This window comes from Curtobacterium sp. Curtsp57 (genome assembly GCF_047324335.1).
Classification (GTDB): Bacteria; Actinomycetota; Actinomycetes; order Actinomycetales; family Microbacteriaceae; genus Curtobacterium.
Genome location: NZ_CP168511.1, coordinates 2,711,354 through 2,731,419 on the forward strand (window position 1 = coordinate 2,711,354; position 20,066 = coordinate 2,731,419).

At 70.6% G+C, this 20,066-nt stretch carries 23 protein-coding genes; 7 read left to right on the forward strand and 16 right to left on the reverse strand.

Annotation, left to right across the window (positions count from 1 at the left end; genetic code table 11):
• The first annotated feature begins 148 nt into the window (after positions 1–148).
• Positions 149–817, forward strand: a complete 669-nt coding sequence (locus ACEN9V_RS12935) for a PadR family transcriptional regulator (protein WP_413603060.1) — start codon at positions 149–151, stop codon at positions 815–817.
• 67 nt (positions 818–884) lie between these two features.
• Here ACEN9V_RS12935 and ACEN9V_RS12940 read toward each other — a convergent pair whose 3' ends face one another.
• A complete protein-coding gene (locus ACEN9V_RS12940) occupies positions 885–1,502 on the reverse strand; it encodes an alpha/beta hydrolase (protein ID WP_413600661.1) in 618 nt (205 codons plus the stop codon).
• 85 nt (positions 1,503–1,587) lie between these two features.
• On the opposite strand from ACEN9V_RS12940, the gene ACEN9V_RS12945 reads away from it, so the two are divergent.
• On the forward strand, positions 1,588–2,130 hold the full coding sequence (locus tag ACEN9V_RS12945; RefSeq protein ID WP_402727306.1) for an NUDIX hydrolase family protein: 543 nt from the start codon (positions 1,588–1,590) through the stop codon (positions 2,128–2,130).
• A gap of 82 nt (positions 2,131–2,212) precedes the next feature.
• Here ACEN9V_RS12945 and ACEN9V_RS12950 read toward each other — a convergent pair whose 3' ends face one another.
• Positions 2,213–2,413: a CsbD family protein gene (locus tag ACEN9V_RS12950; protein ID WP_111105972.1), complete on the reverse strand. Its 201-nt coding sequence runs from the start codon at positions 2,411–2,413 to the stop codon at positions 2,213–2,215.
• A 122-nt stretch (positions 2,414–2,535) separates the two neighbouring features.
• Positions 2,536–4,140 carry a DEAD/DEAH box helicase gene (locus tag ACEN9V_RS12955; protein WP_413600662.1) on the reverse strand — a complete coding sequence of 535 codons (1,605 nt, stop codon included), beginning with the start codon at positions 4,138–4,140 and terminating at the stop codon, positions 2,536–2,538.
• A gap of 322 nt (positions 4,141–4,462) precedes the next feature.
• Here ACEN9V_RS12955 and ACEN9V_RS12960 point away from each other — a divergent pair, with 322 nt between their 5' ends.
• Positions 4,463–5,293 (forward strand): endo alpha-1,4 polygalactosaminidase, encoded by an 831-nt coding sequence (locus ACEN9V_RS12960; RefSeq protein WP_413600663.1) that lies wholly within the window; start codon positions 4,463–4,465, stop codon positions 5,291–5,293.
• A gap of 13 nt (positions 5,294–5,306) precedes the next feature.
• Here ACEN9V_RS12960 and ACEN9V_RS12965 read toward each other — a convergent pair whose 3' ends face one another.
• From ACEN9V_RS12965 to ACEN9V_RS12975, 3 genes are all read right to left on the reverse strand, one after another.
• Complete coding sequence (locus ACEN9V_RS12965) at positions 5,307–5,672, reverse strand: GntR family transcriptional regulator (protein ID WP_281266072.1); 366 nt, start codon at positions 5,670–5,672, stop codon at positions 5,307–5,309.
• Positions 5,673–5,682: 10 nt separating this feature from the next.
• Positions 5,683–6,252, reverse strand: coding sequence for a DUF1684 domain-containing protein (locus ACEN9V_RS12970; protein WP_281267641.1), 570 nt, complete (start codon positions 6,250–6,252; stop codon positions 5,683–5,685).
• A 145-nt stretch (positions 6,253–6,397) separates the two neighbouring features.
• Positions 6,398–6,874: a hypothetical protein gene (locus ACEN9V_RS12975; RefSeq protein WP_281266071.1), complete on the reverse strand. Its 477-nt coding sequence runs from the start codon at positions 6,872–6,874 to the stop codon at positions 6,398–6,400.
• Between the two features lie 64 nt (positions 6,875–6,938).
• Between ACEN9V_RS12975 and ACEN9V_RS12980 the strand changes: the two genes are divergently transcribed.
• Positions 6,939–7,721 carry a carbonic anhydrase gene (locus ACEN9V_RS12980; protein ID WP_413600664.1) on the forward strand — a complete coding sequence of 261 codons (783 nt, stop codon included), beginning with the start codon at positions 6,939–6,941 and terminating at the stop codon, positions 7,719–7,721.
• 97 nt (positions 7,722–7,818) lie between these two features.
• A complete protein-coding gene (locus ACEN9V_RS12985) occupies positions 7,819–8,619 on the forward strand; it encodes a carbonic anhydrase (protein WP_413600665.1) in 801 nt (266 codons plus the stop codon).
• A 1-nt stretch (position 8,620) separates the two neighbouring features.
• Here ACEN9V_RS12985 and ACEN9V_RS12990 read toward each other — a convergent pair whose 3' ends face one another.
• On the reverse strand, positions 8,621–9,253 hold the full coding sequence (locus ACEN9V_RS12990; RefSeq protein WP_413600666.1) for a GNAT family N-acetyltransferase: 633 nt from the start codon (positions 9,251–9,253) through the stop codon (positions 8,621–8,623).
• 95 nt (positions 9,254–9,348) lie between these two features.
• On the opposite strand from ACEN9V_RS12990, the gene ACEN9V_RS12995 reads away from it, so the two are divergent.
• Positions 9,349–9,963 carry a hypothetical protein gene (locus ACEN9V_RS12995; protein WP_413600667.1) on the forward strand — a complete coding sequence of 205 codons (615 nt, stop codon included), beginning with the start codon at positions 9,349–9,351 and terminating at the stop codon, positions 9,961–9,963.
• 46 nt (positions 9,964–10,009) lie between these two features.
• Positions 10,010–10,312 (forward strand): DUF427 domain-containing protein, encoded by a 303-nt coding sequence (locus ACEN9V_RS13000; RefSeq protein WP_281266066.1) that lies wholly within the window; start codon positions 10,010–10,012, stop codon positions 10,310–10,312.
• 140 nt (positions 10,313–10,452) lie between these two features.
• Here the strand turns inward: ACEN9V_RS13000 and ACEN9V_RS13005 are convergent, their stop codons facing one another.
• The 9 genes from ACEN9V_RS13005 to ACEN9V_RS13045 all read right to left on the reverse strand — a co-directional run bounded on the left by ACEN9V_RS13005 (position 10,453) and on the right by ACEN9V_RS13045 (position 20,063).
• Entirely contained in the window at positions 10,453–11,709 is a 1,257-nt protein-coding gene (locus tag ACEN9V_RS13005; RefSeq protein WP_413600668.1) for an Nramp family divalent metal transporter, read from the reverse strand.
• Positions 11,710–11,943: 234 nt separating this feature from the next.
• A complete protein-coding gene (locus ACEN9V_RS13010) occupies positions 11,944–12,852 on the reverse strand; it encodes a hypothetical protein (RefSeq protein WP_413600669.1) in 909 nt (302 codons plus the stop codon).
• A gap of 50 nt (positions 12,853–12,902) precedes the next feature.
• Positions 12,903–13,835: a hypothetical protein gene (locus ACEN9V_RS13015; protein WP_413600670.1), complete on the reverse strand. Its 933-nt coding sequence runs from the start codon at positions 13,833–13,835 to the stop codon at positions 12,903–12,905.
• A gap of 55 nt (positions 13,836–13,890) precedes the next feature.
• Entirely contained in the window at positions 13,891–14,886 is a 996-nt protein-coding gene (locus tag ACEN9V_RS13020; protein ID WP_413600671.1) for a hypothetical protein, read from the reverse strand.
• A 107-nt stretch (positions 14,887–14,993) separates the two neighbouring features.
• Entirely contained in the window at positions 14,994–18,353 is a 3,360-nt protein-coding gene (locus ACEN9V_RS13025; protein ID WP_413600672.1) for a hypothetical protein, read from the reverse strand.
• Positions 18,354–18,384: 31 nt separating this feature from the next.
• On the reverse strand, positions 18,385–18,693 hold the full coding sequence (locus tag ACEN9V_RS13030) for a hypothetical protein (protein WP_402727293.1): 309 nt from the start codon (positions 18,691–18,693) through the stop codon (positions 18,385–18,387).
• Positions 18,686–19,162 (reverse strand): WXG100 family type VII secretion target, encoded by a 477-nt coding sequence (locus ACEN9V_RS13035; RefSeq protein WP_413600673.1) that lies wholly within the window; start codon positions 19,160–19,162, stop codon positions 18,686–18,688. Before ACEN9V_RS13035 ends, ACEN9V_RS13030 begins: the two co-directional genes overlap by 8 nt.
• Before the next feature lie 97 nt (positions 19,163–19,259).
• Positions 19,260–19,550 (reverse strand): WXG100 family type VII secretion target, encoded by a 291-nt coding sequence (locus tag ACEN9V_RS13040; RefSeq protein WP_071299535.1) that lies wholly within the window; start codon positions 19,548–19,550, stop codon positions 19,260–19,262.
• A 183-nt stretch (positions 19,551–19,733) separates the two neighbouring features.
• Positions 19,734–20,063, reverse strand: coding sequence for a hypothetical protein (locus ACEN9V_RS13045; RefSeq protein ID WP_413600674.1), 330 nt, complete (start codon positions 20,061–20,063; stop codon positions 19,734–19,736).
• Between the last annotated feature and the right edge of the window lie 3 nt (positions 20,064–20,066).

Here is a 20,066-nt window from a genome sequence, read left to right on the forward strand (position 1 = left end):
ACCCCCGACAACCGACCCAACGAGAAGACATGCTTGACAGGGCGATAGTTACCGATCTATCGTTAACACATCGCGATACGAACGGAACAGTTCGGAAGCGCGAGCCAACTTCGAACACGAACGCAGGAAGGAGTCACTCATGCGCACCATGGATGACTACGACGACAACGACAACGGCCGCCAGCAGCGCGGCTTCGGACCGCGCGGCCCCCGCTTCGGCGGCGCGCGGCAGCACCACGGCGCCGGCTTCCCCGGCCGCGACCGCGGTGACCACGGTGGACGCGGCGGCTTCGGCCGTGGCGGGTTCGGTCCCGGCATGGGCTTCGGCCCGGGCATGGGTCCCGGGATGGGCTTCGGCGGCCCGGGCTTCGGCCGTGAGCGTCGCCGCCGCGGTGACGTCCGCCTCGCGATCCTCGGCCTGCTGGCCGAGGGCCCGCAGAACGGCTACGCGATCATCAAGACGATCGCCGAGCGCACCGGCGGCGCCTGGAAGCCGAGCCCCGGCTCGGTCTACCCGACGCTCCAGCAGCTCGTCGACGAGGACCTCGTCGTCTCGACGGGTGACGGCCGCAAGACGCTCTTCGAGCTCACGGACGCCGGCAAGGCCGAGGCAGAGGCGAAGGCCGACGAGATCGCCGCGGCGTGGGACTCCACGCCCGGTGTCCCGGACGCGCAGCGCGAGTTCTTCGAGTCGCTCCGCAAGACGATGGGCGTGCTGCACATGTACCGCACCAGCGCGACGGAGGAGCAGACCAAGGCGGCAGCCGCCAAGGTCGACCAGCTCCGCAAGGACCTCCTGCAGATCCTCGCCGACTAGCGTCGCGACACCATCCGGACGGGAGGCCCGGTGCCAGCTGGCACCGGGCCTCCCGTCCGTGCGCGGGTCAGGAACCGATGAAGGCGGCCACGTCGGCCAGTTCGGCCGCCGACACCGCGTGTGGCAGGCCCTCGTAGGTTCGGTCGGTCACGTCGGTGTGCGCCGCTGCCCATGCGGCCGTCCGCGCGGTGGCCTCGCCGGGGATGACCGGATCGAGGTCACCGTGCCCGAGGAACACCCGCGGGCGCACCGCCGCGACGGCCTCGTCACGGGAGTCCGTGACACCGGGCACCACGAACCCGGACAACGACACGGCGAACGCGAAGCCCGCCGGCCGTGCGCGCAGGAGCTGCAGCGCCATCGACCCGCCCTGCGAGAACCCGAGCAGCCCGATCCGCGGATGGTCGGCCGCGACGGCGTCGATCCAGTCGAGGACGCCGTCCACCGCGGCGTCGACGGGCTCGAGCGCGGGCGACCCAGGCGTGCCGAGCGGGTACCAGCTGTAGCCGGGCCCCCATGCCGTCGGCGCCCGCAGCGAGGCGATCGTCCACGTCGGCGGCAGCGCGGGCGCGAGCCCGAGGAGGTCCCGCTCGTTCGACCCCACCCCGTGCAGCAGGACGAGCAGGGGTGTGCCGGCGCGTTCGCCGGCCGGACGGGTCCACTGGGCGGCGCTCTGGTCGATCATGCTGCCGACAATAGTTGACGCATCAACCATCCCCAACCCCGTGGTCTTGCACGTGCTTCGCCCCGGTCCCTGGTAGACACGGTGCATGGCCTCGTTGCGCACCCCCGACCCCGACTCCGGCTGGCTGTCCGACGAGGAGCTCGCGATGGTCCGCCGTCGCCTGCCGATCTGCTACGTCGAGGCGATCCCCGTCCGCACCGACGGCCTCGGCGTCGTGACCGAGGTCGGCGTGCTGCTCCGCGTCGCCCCGAGCGGCTCGATCGCCCGCACCCTGGTGTCCGGACGCGTGATGTTCGGCGAGTCGATCCGCACCGCGCTGTTCCGGCACCTCGAGAAGGACCTCGGGCCGATGGCCTTCCCGCAGCTGCCGTCGAACCCGGCGCCGTTCACGGTGGCGGAGTACTTCCCGCTGCCCGGCGCCTCGGTGTACACCGACGAGCGCCAGCACGCGATCTCCCTGGCGTACGTCGTCCCCGTCACCGGCACGTGCGAGCCGCGTCAGGACGCGCTCGAGCTGACGTGGATGAGCCCGATGGAAGCGGCGTCGGCCGCGGTCTCCGACGAGATGGAAGGCGGCCGTGGTGCACTCATGCGCGCCGGTCTCGCCTCCGTCGGTGCGCTGCTGTAACGACCCCCGGACACGACGAAGCCCCCGCGATCCGTATGGGATCCGGGGGCTTCGCAGTGCGGTCTGTGCGACCGACTTGGTCTTACTTGTTGTCCTTGAAGCTGTCGGCAACGCCGTGCGCGGCGTCCTTGACGTCGGTCGCGCCCTGCTTCGCCGAGGCCTTCGCCTGGTCGGTCTGGCCTTCGGCCTTGAGACGGTCGTTGTCCGTCACGTTCCCGACGGCTTCCTTGGCCTTGCCTGCTGCCTTCTCGGCAGCGTTCTTGATGTCATCGATGCCAGCCATAGGCGGCTCCTTCCGTCGGTGGACAGGTCAACCGGGTGACACTCGCGTGCCCTCCGGTGACCCAGAAGCTACACCTAACGGGACATCCGCTCGCAGGGAGCGTTGAGGTTGTCCCCCTGGCGTCAGCGCGCGGAGCCGGCCGGACGCGAGGCCCGACGCGAACCGCCACGACGGTTGCCGCCGGACTCCGAACCCGAGCGACCGGCAGCGTAGCCACCGTCCGACGACCAGACCGGAGCCGAGCCACCGCGGACGGTGTCGCTCGACGCACGACGGCTCCCGCCGCCGCGGCGCTGCCCACCCGCCGACGCGGTGTCGGCGGAGCGACCGCCGCGACCAGCGGAGCCGGCGTCAGCGGAGCGTCCGCCACGACGTCCACCCGAGCTGCTGGGAGCCGAGCCGGACTGCGCGGCCGGGGCCGAGCCTCCCGTCCGCCCACCGCGACCACGGCCGCGACCGCGACCCTGACCGGCGGACTCGGACGAGGCGGACTGCTGGCGACGCGGCTGCTGCTGCTGGACCGGGGCCTCGGCCACGTGGCGGATCGGGGCGATCTCACCGACGAGCTCGGCGACCGGCGCGGAGTTCGCGCTGACCTGCTGCGGCTTGGCGGTGATCGCGGCCTTGCGCATCATCTGCGCGACGTCGCGACGCTCTGCCGGCATGACGACCGTGACGACGTCACCGGACGAACCGGCACGAGCGGTACGGCCCGAGCGGTGCAGGTACGCCTTGTGCTCGGTCGGCGGGTCGACGTGCACGACGAGCTCGACGTTGTCGACGTGCACACCGCGGGCGGCGACGTCGGTGGCGACGAGCACGAGGGCCTCGCCGGCGGAGAACTTCGCGAGGTTCCGCTCACGAGCACCCTGCGACAGGTTGCCCTGCAGGTCGACCGCGGGGATGCCCTGGGACGAGAGCTGCTTCGCGAGGCGCTTGGCGTGGTGCTTCGTGCGCATGAAGAGGATGCGGCGACCGGTGCCGGAGGCGAGGGTCCGGACGAGGTCCTTCTTCGCGTCGGCGTCGGCGACCTCGAACACGTGGTGGGTCATCGCCTCGACGGGGCTGGACTCGTCGTCGACGGAGTGCATGACCGGGTTGTGCAGGAACTTCTTGACGAGCTTGTCCACACCGTTGTCGAGCGTTGCGGAGAACAGCAGACGCTGTCCCTGCTCGGGCGTCGCCTGCATGATCTTCGTCACGCCGGGCAGGAAGCCCATGTCGGCCATGTGGTCGGCCTCGTCGAGGACGGTGACCTCGATCGCGTCGAGCGACACGTGGCCCTGCTGCATGAGGTCGGCGAGGCGACCGGGGCAGGCGACGACGACGTCGACGCCACCGCGGAGCGCGTCGACCTGACGGCCCTGCGAGACGCCGCCGAAGATCGTCGTCGTGTTCAGGCCCATCGCCTTGGCGAGCGGGGCGAGCGTCGCGTCGATCTGCGTCGCGAGCTCACGCGTCGGGGCGAGGACGAGGGCGCGGGGGCGGCCGGCGCGGCGCTTGCGCGGGTTGGCGGCGAGGCGTGCGGCGAGGGGGATCGCGAAGGCGATCGTCTTGCCGGAGCCGGTGCGGCCACGACCGAGCACGTCCTTGCCGTTGAGGGAGTCGGGGAGGGTGTCCACCTGGATCGGGAAGGCGGTCTCCTTGCCCTGGGCGACGAGCACGTCGACCATCGGGGTCGGGACGCCGAGATCGGCGAAGCGGACGTCAGCAGTGGGGTTGGTCATGGTGACCTTTCGGGCCGTTGCCGGCCGTGGTGCGCGCTCGGATCAGCGCGCGGGCGGGAGCATGTCCGCGTGCCGGCGCTCGCTCGGGAGCTGGTGCTCGGGAGTGGGCGCGGCGGTGCGGGCACTGTCGCCGCAGCAGAGAGCCTGGCACCGGTGTTCCGACCCGGACGGGTTCCGGGGGAGCGGTGGTGCGTGATACGCATCGGTCGAGTTCGACCGGGAGGTTTCGGGGGCGTCCGTACGACGCACGAGGCGATCGGCGCCTCGAGTACGACCCATCATAGCGGGTGGACCCGAAACCCGCTCGTGGGATGATCCGTGCATGCTGTCACGGACCCTGCTCATCGGTGCCGTCGTCGTGGGGACCCTGCTCGTGTCCGGTTGCGCGACTGCTTCGTCTCCGGCATCCGGGGGTCACGACTACACGAACCTGCCGACCTCGGGCGTCCCCGACTACCAGCTCGGTGGCGCGTACCGGCCGGCCGACGACGTGACGATCGTCGAGCGCGACAGCACCGCGCACCCCGCATCCGGCAAGTACGACGTCTGCTACGTCAACGGGTTCCAGACCCAGCCGGAGGACGCGTCGATGTGGAAGCGGTCGCACGCCGACGCCCTGCTGCGGGACGAGGACGGCGACCCGGTGTCCGATCCGGGGTGGCCGGACGAGATGCTCCTCGACACCAGGACGACCGCCGCCCGGGAGTCGATCGTGGCGGTGCTGACGAAGTCGATCGCCCGGTGCAGCGACCGCGGGTTCGACGCCGTCGAGTTCGACAACCTCGACTCCTGGACACGGTCGCACGGCGCGCTGACCCGATCGGGGAACCTCGCGCTGGCCTCGGCGCTCGTCGACGTCGCACATGCGCACGGGCTCGCCGCCGGGCAGAAGAACACCCCGCAGCTCGGGGCCTCCGGCAAGCGTGACACCGGGTTCGACTTCGTCGTCGCCGAGGAGTGCGTGAAGTACCGGGAGTGCGCCGCGTACACGAAGACCTACGGCGCGCGGGTCATCGACATCGAGTACTCGGACAACATCGGCCGGTCGTGGTCGTCCGTCTGCGACCTCGACGACCGCCCGGCGATGACGATCCTGCGCGACCGGGACCTGGTGCCCGTGTCGAAGCCGGCGTACGTGTTCGAGCGCTGCTGAGGGCCCGTCGCGCCTACGCGGGCCAGACGTCGCGGAGCGCCGCCGTCGCCTGGTCCGCCGACAACCCGGCCCCGCGCGCGGCAGCCGCGAGCGCACGGGCCGCTGCGACGACGTCCTCCGGCACGGCCGCCGGTCGGATCACCCGCGTGCCTGCGCCCCGTGCGGTGTGCACGAGCCCGGTCTCCTCGAGCAGGGTGTAGGCCTTCGCGACCGTCCCCGGCGCGAGCCCGAGTTCGTCCGCGAGCGCACGGACGCTCGGCAGCCGCTGCCCGTCCACCAGGTAGCCGGCCGTGATCTGGGCGGCGATCTGGGACCGCACCTGCTCGAACGGCGGGATCCGCCCTCCGGCGTCGATCGCCACGAGCCCGGTCGAAGACATCGCGCCCACCCTAGAAGTCGTACTGCTCGCCGACGGGGATCGCGACCGCGACGGTGTTGCCGGGAGGCGCGAGCGGGCACGCCCACGCCGGGTCGTACGCGCACGAGGGGTTGTACGCGAAGTTGAAGTCGAGCACGAGTTCGCCGTCGTCGCCGCCGAGGTCAGCGCCCTTGATCGTGTCGAGCAGGTAGCGTCCGCCCCCGTAGGTCCCGCGGGCCTTCCCGGCGCTGGCGTCCTTCACGGGGATGAACACCCCGCCCGCGTAGCCGCCGTGCGACCACACGTCGAGCGACCCGATGCCGGGCAGGGTCACGATGCCGAGCCGGTCGAAGTGCACGATGCCGTCCGTGCCGGTCTCGACGTCGAGCACCTGGGGCTCGGCCGGCTCGACACGGGCCCGGAAGCGCCACTCCGGGTCGTACGGCGGGACCGGGAGCTCCTCGAAGTCGCGGGCGTCCTCGTCGAGCAGCGGGCTGGCCGGGTGCTCCGCGAACATCGCGTCGCGGGTCTCCCGCCACAGCGCGTGCGCCGTCTCGGGGTCGGGGGTGGCGCGCACGCGGCGGTACAGGTCGAACGTCATGCGCCGCCAGTCCACGGTCGCCAGCGTGCTGTGCACGCGGTCGTCGGTCGTCGGCTCCTGGGGGCGCGTCTGGCTCACGTGGTCGAGGCTACGCCCGCTCCGCGGCGGACGGGAGGCTCGGCTCGATTCCGTGCGGAGCGTTGCGTCAGGCAGGGGGCCAGGTCGGGGCCTGCTGCCGCATCCGCAGTGCACGCCACTGCCAGATCACCCACATGCCCGGCCACAGTGCGAGACCGAGCGCCCACGGGTGCATCCGGTAGTCGAGCCGGTCGACGAACAGCGTCGTCCCGTCCGGGAGCTCCGTCACGGCCATCCGGTGCCGCATGTCCATGCGGGCGAACAAGCCGCTCGTCCCGCCGCCGTTGTCGCGCTGCACGGGGACGCCGTCCACCTCGTACCGGTCGATGTCCACGTGGCTCGTCCCGCTCGGCAGCAGCCCGAAGGCGCTCGCGGCGATCGGGTGCGGCCGGCCCGGCGTCCACCGCGACGGGAACCCGTCGGGATCGAGCGAGCGGTAGACCAGGAACGGCTTGGTGACACCGACCATCACCTCCGGCGCCATGAGGGCATCACGGACGACGTCGACAGGGGCGTCGAGGACCAGGCGGAGACCCACGTGCATACGCGTGACCGTACCGAGGTCACGACTCAGCCGTTACAGATACGTGATATTCCAATATGTGAGTATGCACAGATTCCCTCGTTCCGCCCCGTCCCTCGTCGCCGTCCCCGCGGCGCTGCTCCTGCTCGCCGGGTGCTCGTCGTCCTCCCAACCCGATGTCGCCGATGCCCACGGCGGGGACCCCGGCTCGTCCTGGTCGTACACCGGTGACGAGGGGCCGTCGCACTGGGGTGCTCTGGCATCGGAGTACGGCACGTGCTCCTCCGGCGAGGAGCAGTCGCCGATCGACCTGCCCGCTCCGAAGCGCGGCGCGGCACTCGACCTCCAGGCGTCCGGCCCGGTCGAGGGCATCACGGCCGACAACGGGCACACCGTGCAGTTCACGGCCGCCGACGGCGCGCGCACCCGGATCGGCGGCGACGACCTGCACCTCGTGCAGCTGCACTTCCACGCCGGTTCCGAGCACACCGTCGAGGGTGAGGCCGCCGACGCCGAGTTCCACTTCGTCCACGCGGACGAGGGCGGGGCGCTCACGGTCGTCGGGGTCCTGGCCGATCGAGGTGCGCACAACCCCGCGTACGACAGCTTCGTCGCGGGGGCCACGGCGGGCGCTGGGCGGGAGAGCACGGTCGACCTCGACGCGATGCTGCCCGAGGCGCGGTCGCACTACCGGTACGACGGTTCCCTCACCACGCCGCCGTGCAGCGAGGGCGTCCGCTGGATCGTGCTCGAGGACCGGATCGAGCTCGGCGCCGACCAGCTCGCGGACCTCGAGGCCGCGCACGTCGAGAACGTCCGCCCCGTCCAGCCCCTCGGCGACCGGACGGTCGACCATTCGCTCGCCTGACGCCCGTGCCGAGCGATCCCGCGCCGCTGAGTCGAGGCACAGGAAGTAGCTTGACGACCCGGCCGACCATCAGATATGCCACATGCAGAATGGCTCGATGACCCCAACACATCGGAGCCTCGCCGCGGCCGGGCTGACCCTCGCTGTCCTCGGCACGCTGACCGCGTGCAGTGCGGCGTCCACGACGACGGCGCACGGCACGCCCGGTCCCTCCGCCACCAGCAGCCCGGCGCACTGGGCCTACGACGGCACCGACGACCCGGCGCACTGGGCCTCCGTGTCCGACGACTACCGCACGTGCGCCGCCGGGAAGGCGCAGTCGCCCATCGACCTCCCGGCGCTCGGCCACGACGCCCCGCTCGACCTCGACGTGGAGGAGGGCGAGGTCACCGAGACCACCGCCGACAACGGCCACACCGTGCAGCTCACCGCCGGCTCAGGCGAGACGACCGTCATCGACGGCACCGCCTACCACCTGCAGCAGATGCACTTCCACGCTCCGTCCGAGCACACCGTCGAGGGCAAGCGGTACCCGGTCGAGTTCCACTTCGTGCACGCCGATGCGAAGGGGCACCTCGCGGTCGTCGCGGTCTTCGCCGAGGCGGGCGCGCACGACGCCGCGTTCGACCCCTACATCGCCGGAGCGGCCGATGGGGAGACCTCCGCCAGGAGCCACGTCGTCGACGTCGCGGCGATGCTGCCCACCAACCGCGCCTACTGGGCCTACGACGGGTCGCTCACGACGCCGCCCTGCACCGAAGGCGTGCACTGGGTGGTCCTCGCGACGCCGATCGAGCTCGGCCAGGACCAGATCGACGCACTCACGGCCGTCCACCACGACAACGACCGCCCCACGCAGCCGCTGGACGGCCGCACGGTGCGCAGCAGCACCGAGTAGGTCAGGCGTGCCGGGCGGAACGGCGACGCGAGCCCTCTGCCCGGTCGTGACGCCGGAGCCGCTCGGCCAGGGAGAGTCGTACCGTCGGCCACTCCGACGACGTGATGGAGAACACCACGGTGTCGCGGAGCGTGCCGTCCCGGCCGATCTGGTGGTTCCGGAGCACACCGTCCTGCTTGGCGCCGAGGCCCGCGATCGCCGCGCGGGACTGCATGTTGTGCCAGTGCGTCCGGAACTCCACCGCGATGCACTGCCACACGTCGAACGCGTGGGACAGCATCAGGAGCTTCGACTCGGTGTTGATCCCGGTGCGCTGCGAGGACTTCGCCAGGAACGTCGACCCGATCTCGACCCGGCGGTTCGCCGTGTCGACGTTCATGAACGTGGTCGATCCGACCACGCGTCCGGTCGGCCGGTCCCGCACCGCGAACGGCACCATCCGGCCAGCAGCGTGTTCCGCGAGACGCCGGTCGATCTCGTCGTCGACCTGCGCCGGCGCCGGGATCGAGGAGTACCACGTGCGCCACAGATCGCCGTCGGCGACCGCCGCCTGGAGGTCGTCCGCGTGCTCGTGTGCGATGGGTTCGAGCGTGACGCGGTCGCCGGTCAGGGTGGGTGCGGGGGCGATCTCCATGGGACTCGATCGTACCGTCGGGCATCTTCGTGAACGGCTCCGAGTGGGCGCCCTGTGGAAAGGGACAGGCGCTCCACAGCCGTTATCGTGACGGGGTGCGTGAACGAGGCCAGCAGCAGTACCAGGTCCGCTTCGGATGGGGCGTCTCGGGCGCCCACCGCGTCGCCGTGGGAGCGCACCTGATCGTCTGGGTGGACGTCCTCCCCGCCGGTCCGGGCACCGTCGGACCGGATCGTGCCGACCACCGGGCGGTGCGCCGCCTCCTGCCGGCGGGGCCCGAGGTGGTGGCCGGCCACCTCGGCAACGCGGCGGCGATCGCGGAACGGGTGACGAGCCTCCAGGCCGAGCGTGGTGACCGGTGCGTCGTCGCGGTGATCGCCGCCGGGCTGGACCACGCGCCCTCTGGTGGCGACGCCGCCGAAGCCGCAGGCGAGTCGGTCGACGTGCCCGATGCGCCGGACTTCGCCGTCGAGGACATGCTCGGCGCCGGCGCCGTGATCGACGCGCTGTCCGTCGTCGGGATCGACCACTCCTCGCCGGAGGCCGCTGCCGCGTGCGCCGCGTACACGGGGCTGCGGCGGGCCGTGAAGCACCTCGTCAGTGCCTCGGAAGCGGCTCGCGGCATCGGGCCGGAGCAGGTGCACGCGGCGCTCGCCGCCGGGCCGGAGGTCGTGACGATCCGCCCGGGGGAACACAAGGCGCGCGCGTAGCGTTCCGGACGGGTGAGCACACCGCTCACCAACGAAGGAGCGCACCATGAAGGCAGTCGCCGGCGACACCGTCATCGCAGAGGCATCCGAGGACGACCTCATCAAGATCGAGGGCAACTGGTACTTCCCGCCGTCGAGCGTGAACACCGAGCTCTTCACCGAGAGCGACACGCAGTACCACTGCCCGTGGAAGGGCGACACGCAGTACTACACCGTGCACGCCGGGGACCAGACGCTGCCTGATGCCGCGTGGTCGTACCCGACGCCGATCCCCTCGTCGTTCGACCGGGTCGGCAAGGACTACAGCGGCTACGTGGCGTTCTGGAAGGGCGTCGAGGTCGTCGAGTAGGGCTGTCGGGCGCCCTCGGCCGTTCGGGCCGTTCGGACAACCTAAAGCGATCCGCACCACGCCATGACGCGGTGCGGATCGCTTTGTGTTGTTCCAACCCGATCCGCGCCGCCGCGCCGCCCCGTGCGGCACCGCGCGGCTCACCCGGCCAGCGTCAGTGCCACCAGCGCGACGTTGAGCGCGACGATCACCGCCGCGATCACCCACGCCGCCACCCGCGTCCCGACGGCGTTGACGTCGGCGCCCATCACGCTCCGCCTGGACGTGTAGGCCACCAGCGGGACGATCGCGAACGCGATCCCGAAGCTCAGCACGACCTGGCTCACCACGAGCAGCATCGTCGCGTCGGCGTTCAGCGCGAGCAGCACGATCGCCGGCACCAGCGTCACGATCCGCCGCACGAGCAGCGGCACGCGCACGTGCAGCAGTCCGTGCATGATCTCCGCGCCGGCCATGCAGCCAACCGACGTCGAGGCGAGCCCCGACGCCAGCAGCCCGACCGCGAACAGCACCCCCACGACCGGCCCCACGTGGGTCGCGATCGCCGCCTGCGCACCCGGGATCGAGTCGGTCCCCGGCACTCCTGGCAGCGTCGCCGCCGCCAGGACGAGCATGCAGACGTTCACCCCGCCGGCCACGACCAGCGCGAGCGCCACGTCCCACCGCGTCATCACGAGCACCCGGCGACGCTCTGGCCCAGCTGGCGTGTCCCCGTGCCGGTCCCTGGCCAGCGCGGAGTGCAGGTACACCGCGTGCGGCATCACGGTCGCCCCGAGCATCGAGGCGGCGAGCATCACCGACTCGGAACCCTCGAACCGCGGCACCAGCCCGGACACGAGCTCGCCGGGGGAGACCTGGGCGAACAGCAGCCCAGCGCAGAACCCGATCGTCAGGATCGCGAGCATCGCCGTGACGACGACCTCGAACGTGCGGGCGCCCCGCCGGTTCTGCAGCACGAGGATCGCCATCGACACCACACCGGTGATCACCCCTCCCGCGACGAGCGGCAGCCCGAACAGCAGGTGCAGGGCGAGCGCGCCGCCGATCACCTCGGCGATGTCGGTCGCCGCCGCCACGATCTCCGCCTGTGCCCAGAAGAGCAGCCGGGGTGTGCGCCGCATCCGCATCCCGAGGAGCTCCGGCAGCGACTTCCCCGTGACGACCCCGAGCTTCGCCGACAGGTACTGGACCACGACGGCGCTCGCGTTCGCCGCCACGAGGACCCAGAGCAGCAGGTAGCCGTACTTCGCCCCTGCCGTGAGGTTCGCGGCGACGTTGCCGGGGTCCACGTACGCGATGGCAGCGACGAAGGCGGGGCCGAGGAGCGTCAGGCTGGCAGCGCGCTTCCGTGGTGCGTCACCCGTGGCGGCTCGGCGTGCTGCGACGGTGTCGGTCATGGGGACCAGCATGCCAGAGAATTCGGCACGCCGAATTCATGGATTCGGTCCGTTGCGCAGGTGGCTGGATGGGCGTCGGACTGGAGGTTCGGTACGGGTTCGGCGGGTCGGCTCAGCTCGTGAGCCGGGCACCAGTGGGCGTGTCACTTGCCGCGACGGGACACGATGCTCGCCAACCACCTGGGCATGTACGCGGGGTTCCGGGGGTACTGCTCCAGGTCGAGCCCCCACATCTCAAGCTCGGATCTGCGCGAGGCGTTGGTCGAGCTCGACGTCGATCATCTCGCCGAGCACGGAGTCCACGATCTCGAATGCCTGGTACACGTCCTCGTCGCCCTCGAGTGTGAACGTCGCCTGCGGGTCGATACGACTGCTGTCGAAGGCCGCTGCCCGCGAACGCACGAGCGGCATCGGCTCGAAGACGTCGAGGAGGAACTGATTGTCGCGCCCGTCGAAGAGCTCGGCGTACAGGAGGTCCCAGGTGTCCTGGGCGAGTGCGGTGAGCGCCTTCTCGCGCTCCCGCTCGTGGTGCGCGGACAAGCGCGTGATGACGGATGTGCGCGCGGCAGCCACTGACGCATCGACGTGGTCCTGCACTGCTTCCCAGATGTCCGGCCACCCCCATGCCGACTCGAGCGCGGCGAGCGCCTCAGGGAAGGTGCCCTTCGCAGCGAGCAAAGCCGCACGGGTGCGCTCCGCCAACACCCGAGCGCGCTCGTCGTATTCCGCGTCGGGAACGAGGGCACGAGCCCAGACCGGGACGGCTTCGGCGGAGCGCGGATGCACTCGGAACTCCATCCGCCAGTCATCGTCGTCCGGGAACTGCATCCACGGCTCGGTTCCCGGAACGAACGGGTCAGCGGGATTCTGGAAGATGCGCCGATCCCAGTTGACATCGGCGTGGAGCCTACCGTCCTGAATGGTGACCGTTGTGGAGATCCATGCGCCACGACCAGGAGCGGCCTCGGCCGTGCGCAGGCTTTCCATGACGTCGATGACGGCGTCCGGAGTGTGTCGTGCCTCTCGGGTGCCGTCTGCGCGCTCCGCGCTCGTTGCCGCGATGATCTGGGTGGCCACCTGTCCGTAGAACAGGTGGATCGTCGTGGACGAAGGCTCGTCCACGCTGTCAAGGAGTGCGGTCACGAGCTGGTCGTGCAGTTCGGCCGAGCGACCGGGGCCAGCTGGTTCGCGTGTCACGCGCCTGGCCATCCGGGGCGCTGCGTCTGGCGAACCTCGGCACCCGAGAGGACGTCGAGCGGCAGCGTCGCCTCGTACCAGTCGGCGTCGAGCTTGGTCAGCTCGAGCCCTTCGTTCAGGCGGGAGTCGTGCTGGAGCGACGTCGCAGCGAGTCCGATCTCACCCGGACCGGTCGGCACCTCGTCGGAGACACGGAGGTCGAGTCCGTTCCAGCGGATCCTGATGTCGAGCTCGCAGAACTCGGAGACGTCCTCGATCGGAACGACCTTGCCCCAGGCGCCGGGGCTCGTCTGGACGAAGCCGTCCTCCTCGGCAGCCGGGTCGGGCCGGACGATCGCAACGTGGGTCTCTTCGAGGATGTCGCCGATGTAGCGCTCGCCGTCGACCGTCGCGATGCCCCCGCTGTACCGCGAGATCATCCGGCCTCTGAGGGTGCGTCGGGCTTGCAGGTCGTCTCGGTAGACCCACCCGATGTGGACGCCGGCATACCGGGCGACGAACGTCGACGGGCCACTGCCGTCGTAGCGCCAGATCTCCGCGCCGTACGGGATGCGGTGGGACGGCATCCACGAGAGCGGCACCGTCCGGTCGAGGTCGTTCGGGACGAACCCCGTACCGGTGAAGGGCTCGTGGTCGATCCACATCGCGCCGAGCAACGCCGCGGTGCGTTCGTCGGTCCCACCCATCGCCGGAGTGATGAAGAGCTCGGGGGCCGCCTCGAACCGCAGGACGTCGAGGTACGGCATGTCGCCGGAGAACGGCGTCGCCGGGAAGTCGAGACCGTGCACGGCGATCAGGTCGGTGATCCGCTGCAACCCCGCCGCTGCGTCGAGCGGGATCACGTACCCGGCCATCCGCTCGATCCAGCCGTTGAAGTACCCGTCGCTGAGCTGCGGCGTGATCGCCTTCTGCATGATCGTGGCGCTCAAGTACTTCCCCCTGCGGTCGACAGCGTTGTTGCTGCACCCATCCTAGGAGCGCAGGTCAGGACCCGATCTCGAAGCTCCGGACGGTCGCGATCGGACGGCCGTCGACGTGCGAGATCTCACGATCGAAGCCATCAGCCGCGACTGCGTCGAGTGCATCCTGCGTGTACACGCGAAGACGGTCGGAGCCGTTCCACGCCGAGTACGGCTCCGCGAGCTCGACCTCGGCACCGTCGACGCGAACCGTACCCGGTACCGTTCGTTCCGACGTGAAGTCATCAGCCGCGGTCGGTGCTCGGAACGCGAACACGAAGGCGTCGTCGGGGTGCTCGGGCAGTGGCGACAGGGTCTGGACGAACCGGGGCAGGCGGTGGTCCCCGGCGACGGCGGCGTTCGTCGAGTCGATCGGACGCCACAGTCCGTTGACCCGTGCGTAGGACCCGCGGGTGCACTGCAGCGGTCCCTGCTGCTCGACGGTCATCGTGTACGGCGCGACCGACCCGATGTCGTCGCGCGGCAGCCAGAGCGCGGAGCGGCCGCGGTACAGGTCGGTGAACGGTGCGTCGGTGATGCGTTCCCCGCGCGCTGCGAGCGGACTCGTCTCCGGGACGGTCACCCAGAGCTGCTCGCCGTTCGACGCGAGGACGTCGACGGGCTCGTTCTGGAAGTACCCGAGCGCACGCCTCCACTCCACCGCTCCGACGTGCTCGCCGCCGTCCGCGCGTGTCCAGGCGACCTCGCGGAGGTCTCCGGACGGATGCGGGTCGAAGTCGGCGAGGCGGTCACCCGTCACCGCGTACGGTCCGTACTCGCCTGACTCGTCCGTCCATGACGATGTGGAGATCACCGTGCGCAACCCCGAGACTGCCGAGAGGTCGGGGACGCGGATCGCGAACCACCCGTCTCGGTCGTCGAGCGGCAGGATGCTGTTCGCGTCAAGCCACGCGCCGTCTGCCCAACCACGGAGTGTGATCGTGTCATCGTCGAACGCGACCGAGACCGGGATCCCCTTCCACCACGCGGTGACGTCGCGCTGGACCAGTTCCGGTGCCACCGCCGAGCCGGAGAACGATCGGATCTCCGACTCGAGGAGGCGATCCGGGGACGCCGAGTAGACGCGCCGGATAGTCGGAGCACCGTCGATGGTGTGGTGGAACGTGCTCAGGGGTTCATCCGCCAGGACTTGGTGGCCTCGTCGTACCGTGCGACGACGTCCTGCGTGCCGTCCGGGTTGTACCGCCAGATCTCTGCGCCGTCCTTGACCGGGAGTTCACGCCCGAGGACTTCGGGAGCGTACGAGCCCGAGTGACCGGCCCATCCGTTGCCGCGGAAGGGGTTGTTCCGGTCGAGCGCCCCGTTGACGTCGCTCAGTTCCCACTTCGTGTAGCTCCGGGACTGCATCGCCTGACGGTAGAGGTCCTCGCGCTGAGCCGGGGTCGCGTTGTCCCAGACCGTGCGGTCGATGCCACGGAGGGAGTTCTGATCGCCCTGCTTGAACCACGTCTCGGCGTCCCTGAACGGCATGTCCTTCGGGGTGACGCCGTTCGTACTGGTCGTCTCGAAGCGGATCGAGAACATTGACGAGCGCCCGGTGCCGTCGAACTCGGTCCCGCTGAAACCGAGACCGAACATCCGGAAGAGCGAGCGGGGTGTCGCCGGCTGCCCGGTACCGACGTGCGACGCCTGGGCCAGCTCGGCGATGAAACCGGACACACCGTTCTGCGAGATGTCGAAACGTCCGCCGTTGCCGGTGTGGGCGAAGATGTCGCGAACGACGCCTGGCGTGAGGAGCTTCTGGATCACGGAATGCGTCGTCGGGGTGCCGACGTCGGTGCGGATCCGTCCGATGCGCTCGATGTCCGCACTCGTCAGGTCCGTGAGGTTCTGGCTGACGAGGTGCTTGAACTCGGTCTGGCTGAGCCCTTCCCTGGCGATGGCAGCGTCGAGGGACGAGCGGTACGACGTGCTCTCGGGCGTGACCCGTGCTTCCGGGTAGTTCGGCCCTCCGCGTCCCGTGGCCGCCTGACCGACCGACCCGTCGCCACCGTGGTCGACCGACCCGTCGCCGCCGTGTCCCGCCGAGCCGTCGTGCGCTCCGGCCGCAGGCGTCGTCGAGGCATCGAGGCGAGGCGGCACACTTCCGGTGCGGACCGAGCCCGGGTGGGTGGCCACGGCAGTGGCTGCCGCTGTGCCGGCGGTCGCAGCGTGGCTGGCGTCGACCTGGTTGGTGTGATCCACGTGGGCTGGCGCATCAGCGGAGTCCTGACCGTGGACCGAGGCGGGCTGTTCGTGGGTGGCTGCGCTCGTGATCTTGGACTCGGTGGAAGCGAGGTCCGCGTGTGACGGGGACTCGGCGTGCGAGACGGCGTCACGGACCTCACCGCCGTCGACGTGCTCGGATGTGGTCGACGTCGTGTCCACGTGTTCGGAGCCGTGCGGGGAGGGTGCCGGGTCTGCGGCGGTACCGCGCGTTGCGGCGTCGTGCGAGGCACCGACTGGAGCGTCGGCGTCCGAGTGCGCAGGGGCCTCAGCGTGAGCGGGAGCATCCGTGTGGGCAGGCGCCTCCGTGTGGGCAGGCGCATCCGTGTGGGCAGGCGTCTCCGTGTGGGCGGGGGCGTCCGTGTGTGCGGAGGCGTCCGTGTGAGCAGGCGTCTCCGTGTGGGTGGGCGCCTCCGAGTGCGTGGCGGTCTCCGTGTGGGCGGGCGTATCCGTGTGGGTGGGCGCGTCCGCGTGCCCGGCACCCTCGGCATGCCCGGCACCGACGTCGTGCGACGACGCGTCGACGTGGTCCACGTGCGTGACGACGTTCTCCCCACCGGCGTGGGCGGTCGTGCCGCCACCGTGCGCAGCACCCGTCACCACCGGGGTCTGCGACCCGTCGACGTGCGGTCGTTCGCCCGAGTGCGTCGACGACGCCGTCGACGTGTGTCCCGCGCCCGAGACGACCGGGCCGTCGGTGTGCACCGTCGTCCCGGAACCTGCTGCCGTCGTGTGCACACCGGCACCGGCACCGGCACCGGCACCGGTGCCCGAACCGGCACCGACCGAGGTACCGAGGTCGACATCGACCTCGGTCGTCGTGACGTGAGTGGTGCCCAGGTCGACGTCCGCGCCGTGCGTTCCGGTCGCGCCGTGCGTCCCGGTGCCGCCGTGCGCGTCTGACCCACCCGCGTCCGAACCGCCGCTCGCGTGGGCGCCACGCGCCTCGATGCCCCCGTGGATACCGTCAGCCGCCCCGCCGCCGACGGTGCCGAAGACGAGCGACTGGATGACGTTGAAGTCCTGCCCGTTGGTCTTGGCGGTCACGTAGTCACCCGCGACCCCTGATGCCGCTCCGGTGGCGGCGCCGCGCCCCGTGGAGAGCACGACGTGCGTCGCAGTGGTCCGCGTCGCGGCACCGGCGCCCGAGCGGCCGATGAGCCCGAGGCCGCCACCGATGCTGCCACCGACCGCACCGCCGAGCAGCGCGCCGGTCCAGCCGTCGGTGAAGGACTTCCCCTCGACGAGGGTGTTCGTGAACCCCTGCGAGATGACACCGGTCGCCATCCCCTTGAAGGTCTCGCCGGCGATCTTCGCGAACTTCGATCCGCGGCCGACGGCCTGGAAGAGCCGGACGCCGTTCTCGATCGCCTCGCGCGGGATGCGCGACAGGCTGATCAGGCGGTTGATGACCTCGGCGATGCGCACCACGAAGCGCATGACCGTCGCGGACGTCGCGGCAGCGCCGACCACTGCCGAGGCGCCGAAGGTGAAGAAGCTCAGCGCGATGCTGACACCGACCTCGACGCCGACGGCGATCGCCAGCTCCTTGATGATGTCCATGATCTCGTTGCGGGCGTCGACGGTCTGCTGGATCAGGCCGTGCAGCGCCGTGATGGCCTGGTCGGACGCGTCGCCCATGGACTGCACGACCGTGGCGATGGAGTTGCGAGCGCCGTCCATCGCGTTCCACTGCGGGATCTCGGACGCTGCGGCGACCGCGAGCGCGCCGGTGATGTTGCCGCGGACGGTCGCGAGCTGGTCGCGGTACGCCTCCCAGGCACCGACTGCCTTGCCCATCTTGTCGGTGTCCGCCAGCGGCAGGTGGAGGCCCATCGAGGCGAGTGCCTCTTCGACCCAGCCCTGGAACTCCCCGAGCGCGCCCGGCCAGCCCTCACCCATCGCGGTCGGTACCGAGGTCGGCAGGCTGACGTCGTGCGTCGGGATGGAGATCCCGCCGTCGCTGTCCTGGAAGGCTCCCGCGAGCTCGGCGCGCTTGTACGCCGCGCCGGTGGCGCCCATGATCGAGTCGAACGCGGCAAGGGTCTGTGCGACGCCCTCGCTCGCTTCGCCGGCCTGGGACGCGATGGAGTCGTAGGAGTCGATCCACTCCTTCGACGCCTCGTCGGGGCCGGCCATGCCGCCGGACGACGACAAGACGGAGTGCAGCGAGCGCCACGCGGTCGCGAGGTCGTGCGACGCCGAGGCCATGTCGTTGCCGTCGCGGGCGATGCCGAAGGCGTCGAGGCGAACGTTCGTCATGCGGTGGGATCCCCTTGTCCGTGGCCGCGGGTCACGCGAGCTGTGCCTGGAAGTCGTTCCAGGCGGTGTTGAGCGCGTCGATGGTCTGCTGGTATGCCTGGAGCACGAGCGTCGAGTGCTGCGTGAGCCCCTCGGCTGCGCTGGCCAGCGTGGTCGCCTGAGCGGACCACTGCTGGAACGTCGCCTGGAACGACGTCATCGCTGCGCCCTGCCACTCGGCCGGCAGGACTGCGGCGAACGACTGCGCACCCTGCTGGAGCAGGAGGCAGTACTCGTGGAGCTGCGTCATCGACTGCACGAGCTGGGTGAGGGTGGCGATGTCCGCCTGCTGCTCACTCATCGGTGCCCGCCGTGTCGGTCTGGGCAGCGATGACCCGACGTGCCGACTTCTCTCGGTCGTCGACGCCGTTGCCGCCGGTCACGCCACCCGCGCTGATGATCGTCGCGCCCGAGGCCGCGGGCGCCGTCGTCTCACCGGCAGCGCCGTCGATCTTGCGGACCGGGACGACGTGCTTGTTCTCGAGGAAGTTGCCGGAGAGTCCGGTCTCGTTGAGCTCGTACGACGCGCCCGCTTGACGGAGGCGTTCGGCGAGGTCGCGGAGCGTGGCTGCGAGAGCGGCCGAGCCCGCCTGGAAGTCGGTCCAGGAGCGCTGGAACGTCGCAGCGTCCTCGCCCTTCCAGATGACGTCGACGACGCTCTGCACGTGCGAGTTCGTCGAGCCGACCTGCGACTCGAACGTCGTGACGACGGACTGCAACGTCTGTGCCACCTGACCGAGTGTCTCGGTCCTGACTCTGTACTGCGCCATTGGTACCCCCGCGGATCGGCCGACTCCCGTGATCGACCCCGCGGTCGATCAGTGCTGCTGCTGGGTGGCCCGGAGCGGTCTGCTCCGGGCCGACCGATCAGCGGAAGGTGCCGGAGATCGAGTTCTCGGACTCCTCGTACGACAGGGCTGCGCGGGAGAGCAGCTGGCTGATGCCCGCGAGGGACTCCTTCAGCTGCACGGCCGACTGGTCCCACTGCTGGTACAGGTCCTGGAACGAGCCGGACGCTGCGCCCGACCAGTCGCCACCGACGAGACCGTCGACGAGCGACTTCAGGTTCTGCAGCTGCGACTCGATCGACTGCGAGCCGGACTGCAGCTGGTTCGAGACGCCCGAGAGCGATTCGGAAGTGACGCGGATGTCCGCCATGGTTCCCTCCAAGAAACACTGGTGTGTCCTGGGGTCGATCCGCTGACCTACCCCCCAATTCGGTCCGACCCCCGTTCGGGGGCGGTGGACCGTGCAGCAGCATAGCCGATGCTGCGCACTGCAACGAAGGTTACTCAGGACTGTGGCGATCCGTCGACTGTCCATGCCGACGCATCGACCGGGTCACCAGCCGGGATGCCCCGCGCAGGCCTTCCCGAGCAGGTCGACGCCGTGCTCGTGGTGCGTGACCGCAGCCCAGAGCGCCGGCCCGTCGCGGTGCTCGAGCGCTCGGTCGACCTCGGCGAAGAAGACCGGCGCTGATGCGGTCCACCTGGCCAGACCGGCGTCGACCGACAGTGCCGTGGCGTCGTTCGTCACGGCGCGGAGCCGCTCGACCGCCTGTGACACCGGGAGGAACCCGTCAGCGCCCTGCGCGCCGATCGCGGCGGCGACGACGTCCATCACCGGGCCGCGGAACCTGCTGCAGAGCGCAGCCGTTGCGTCGTCCGACATCCT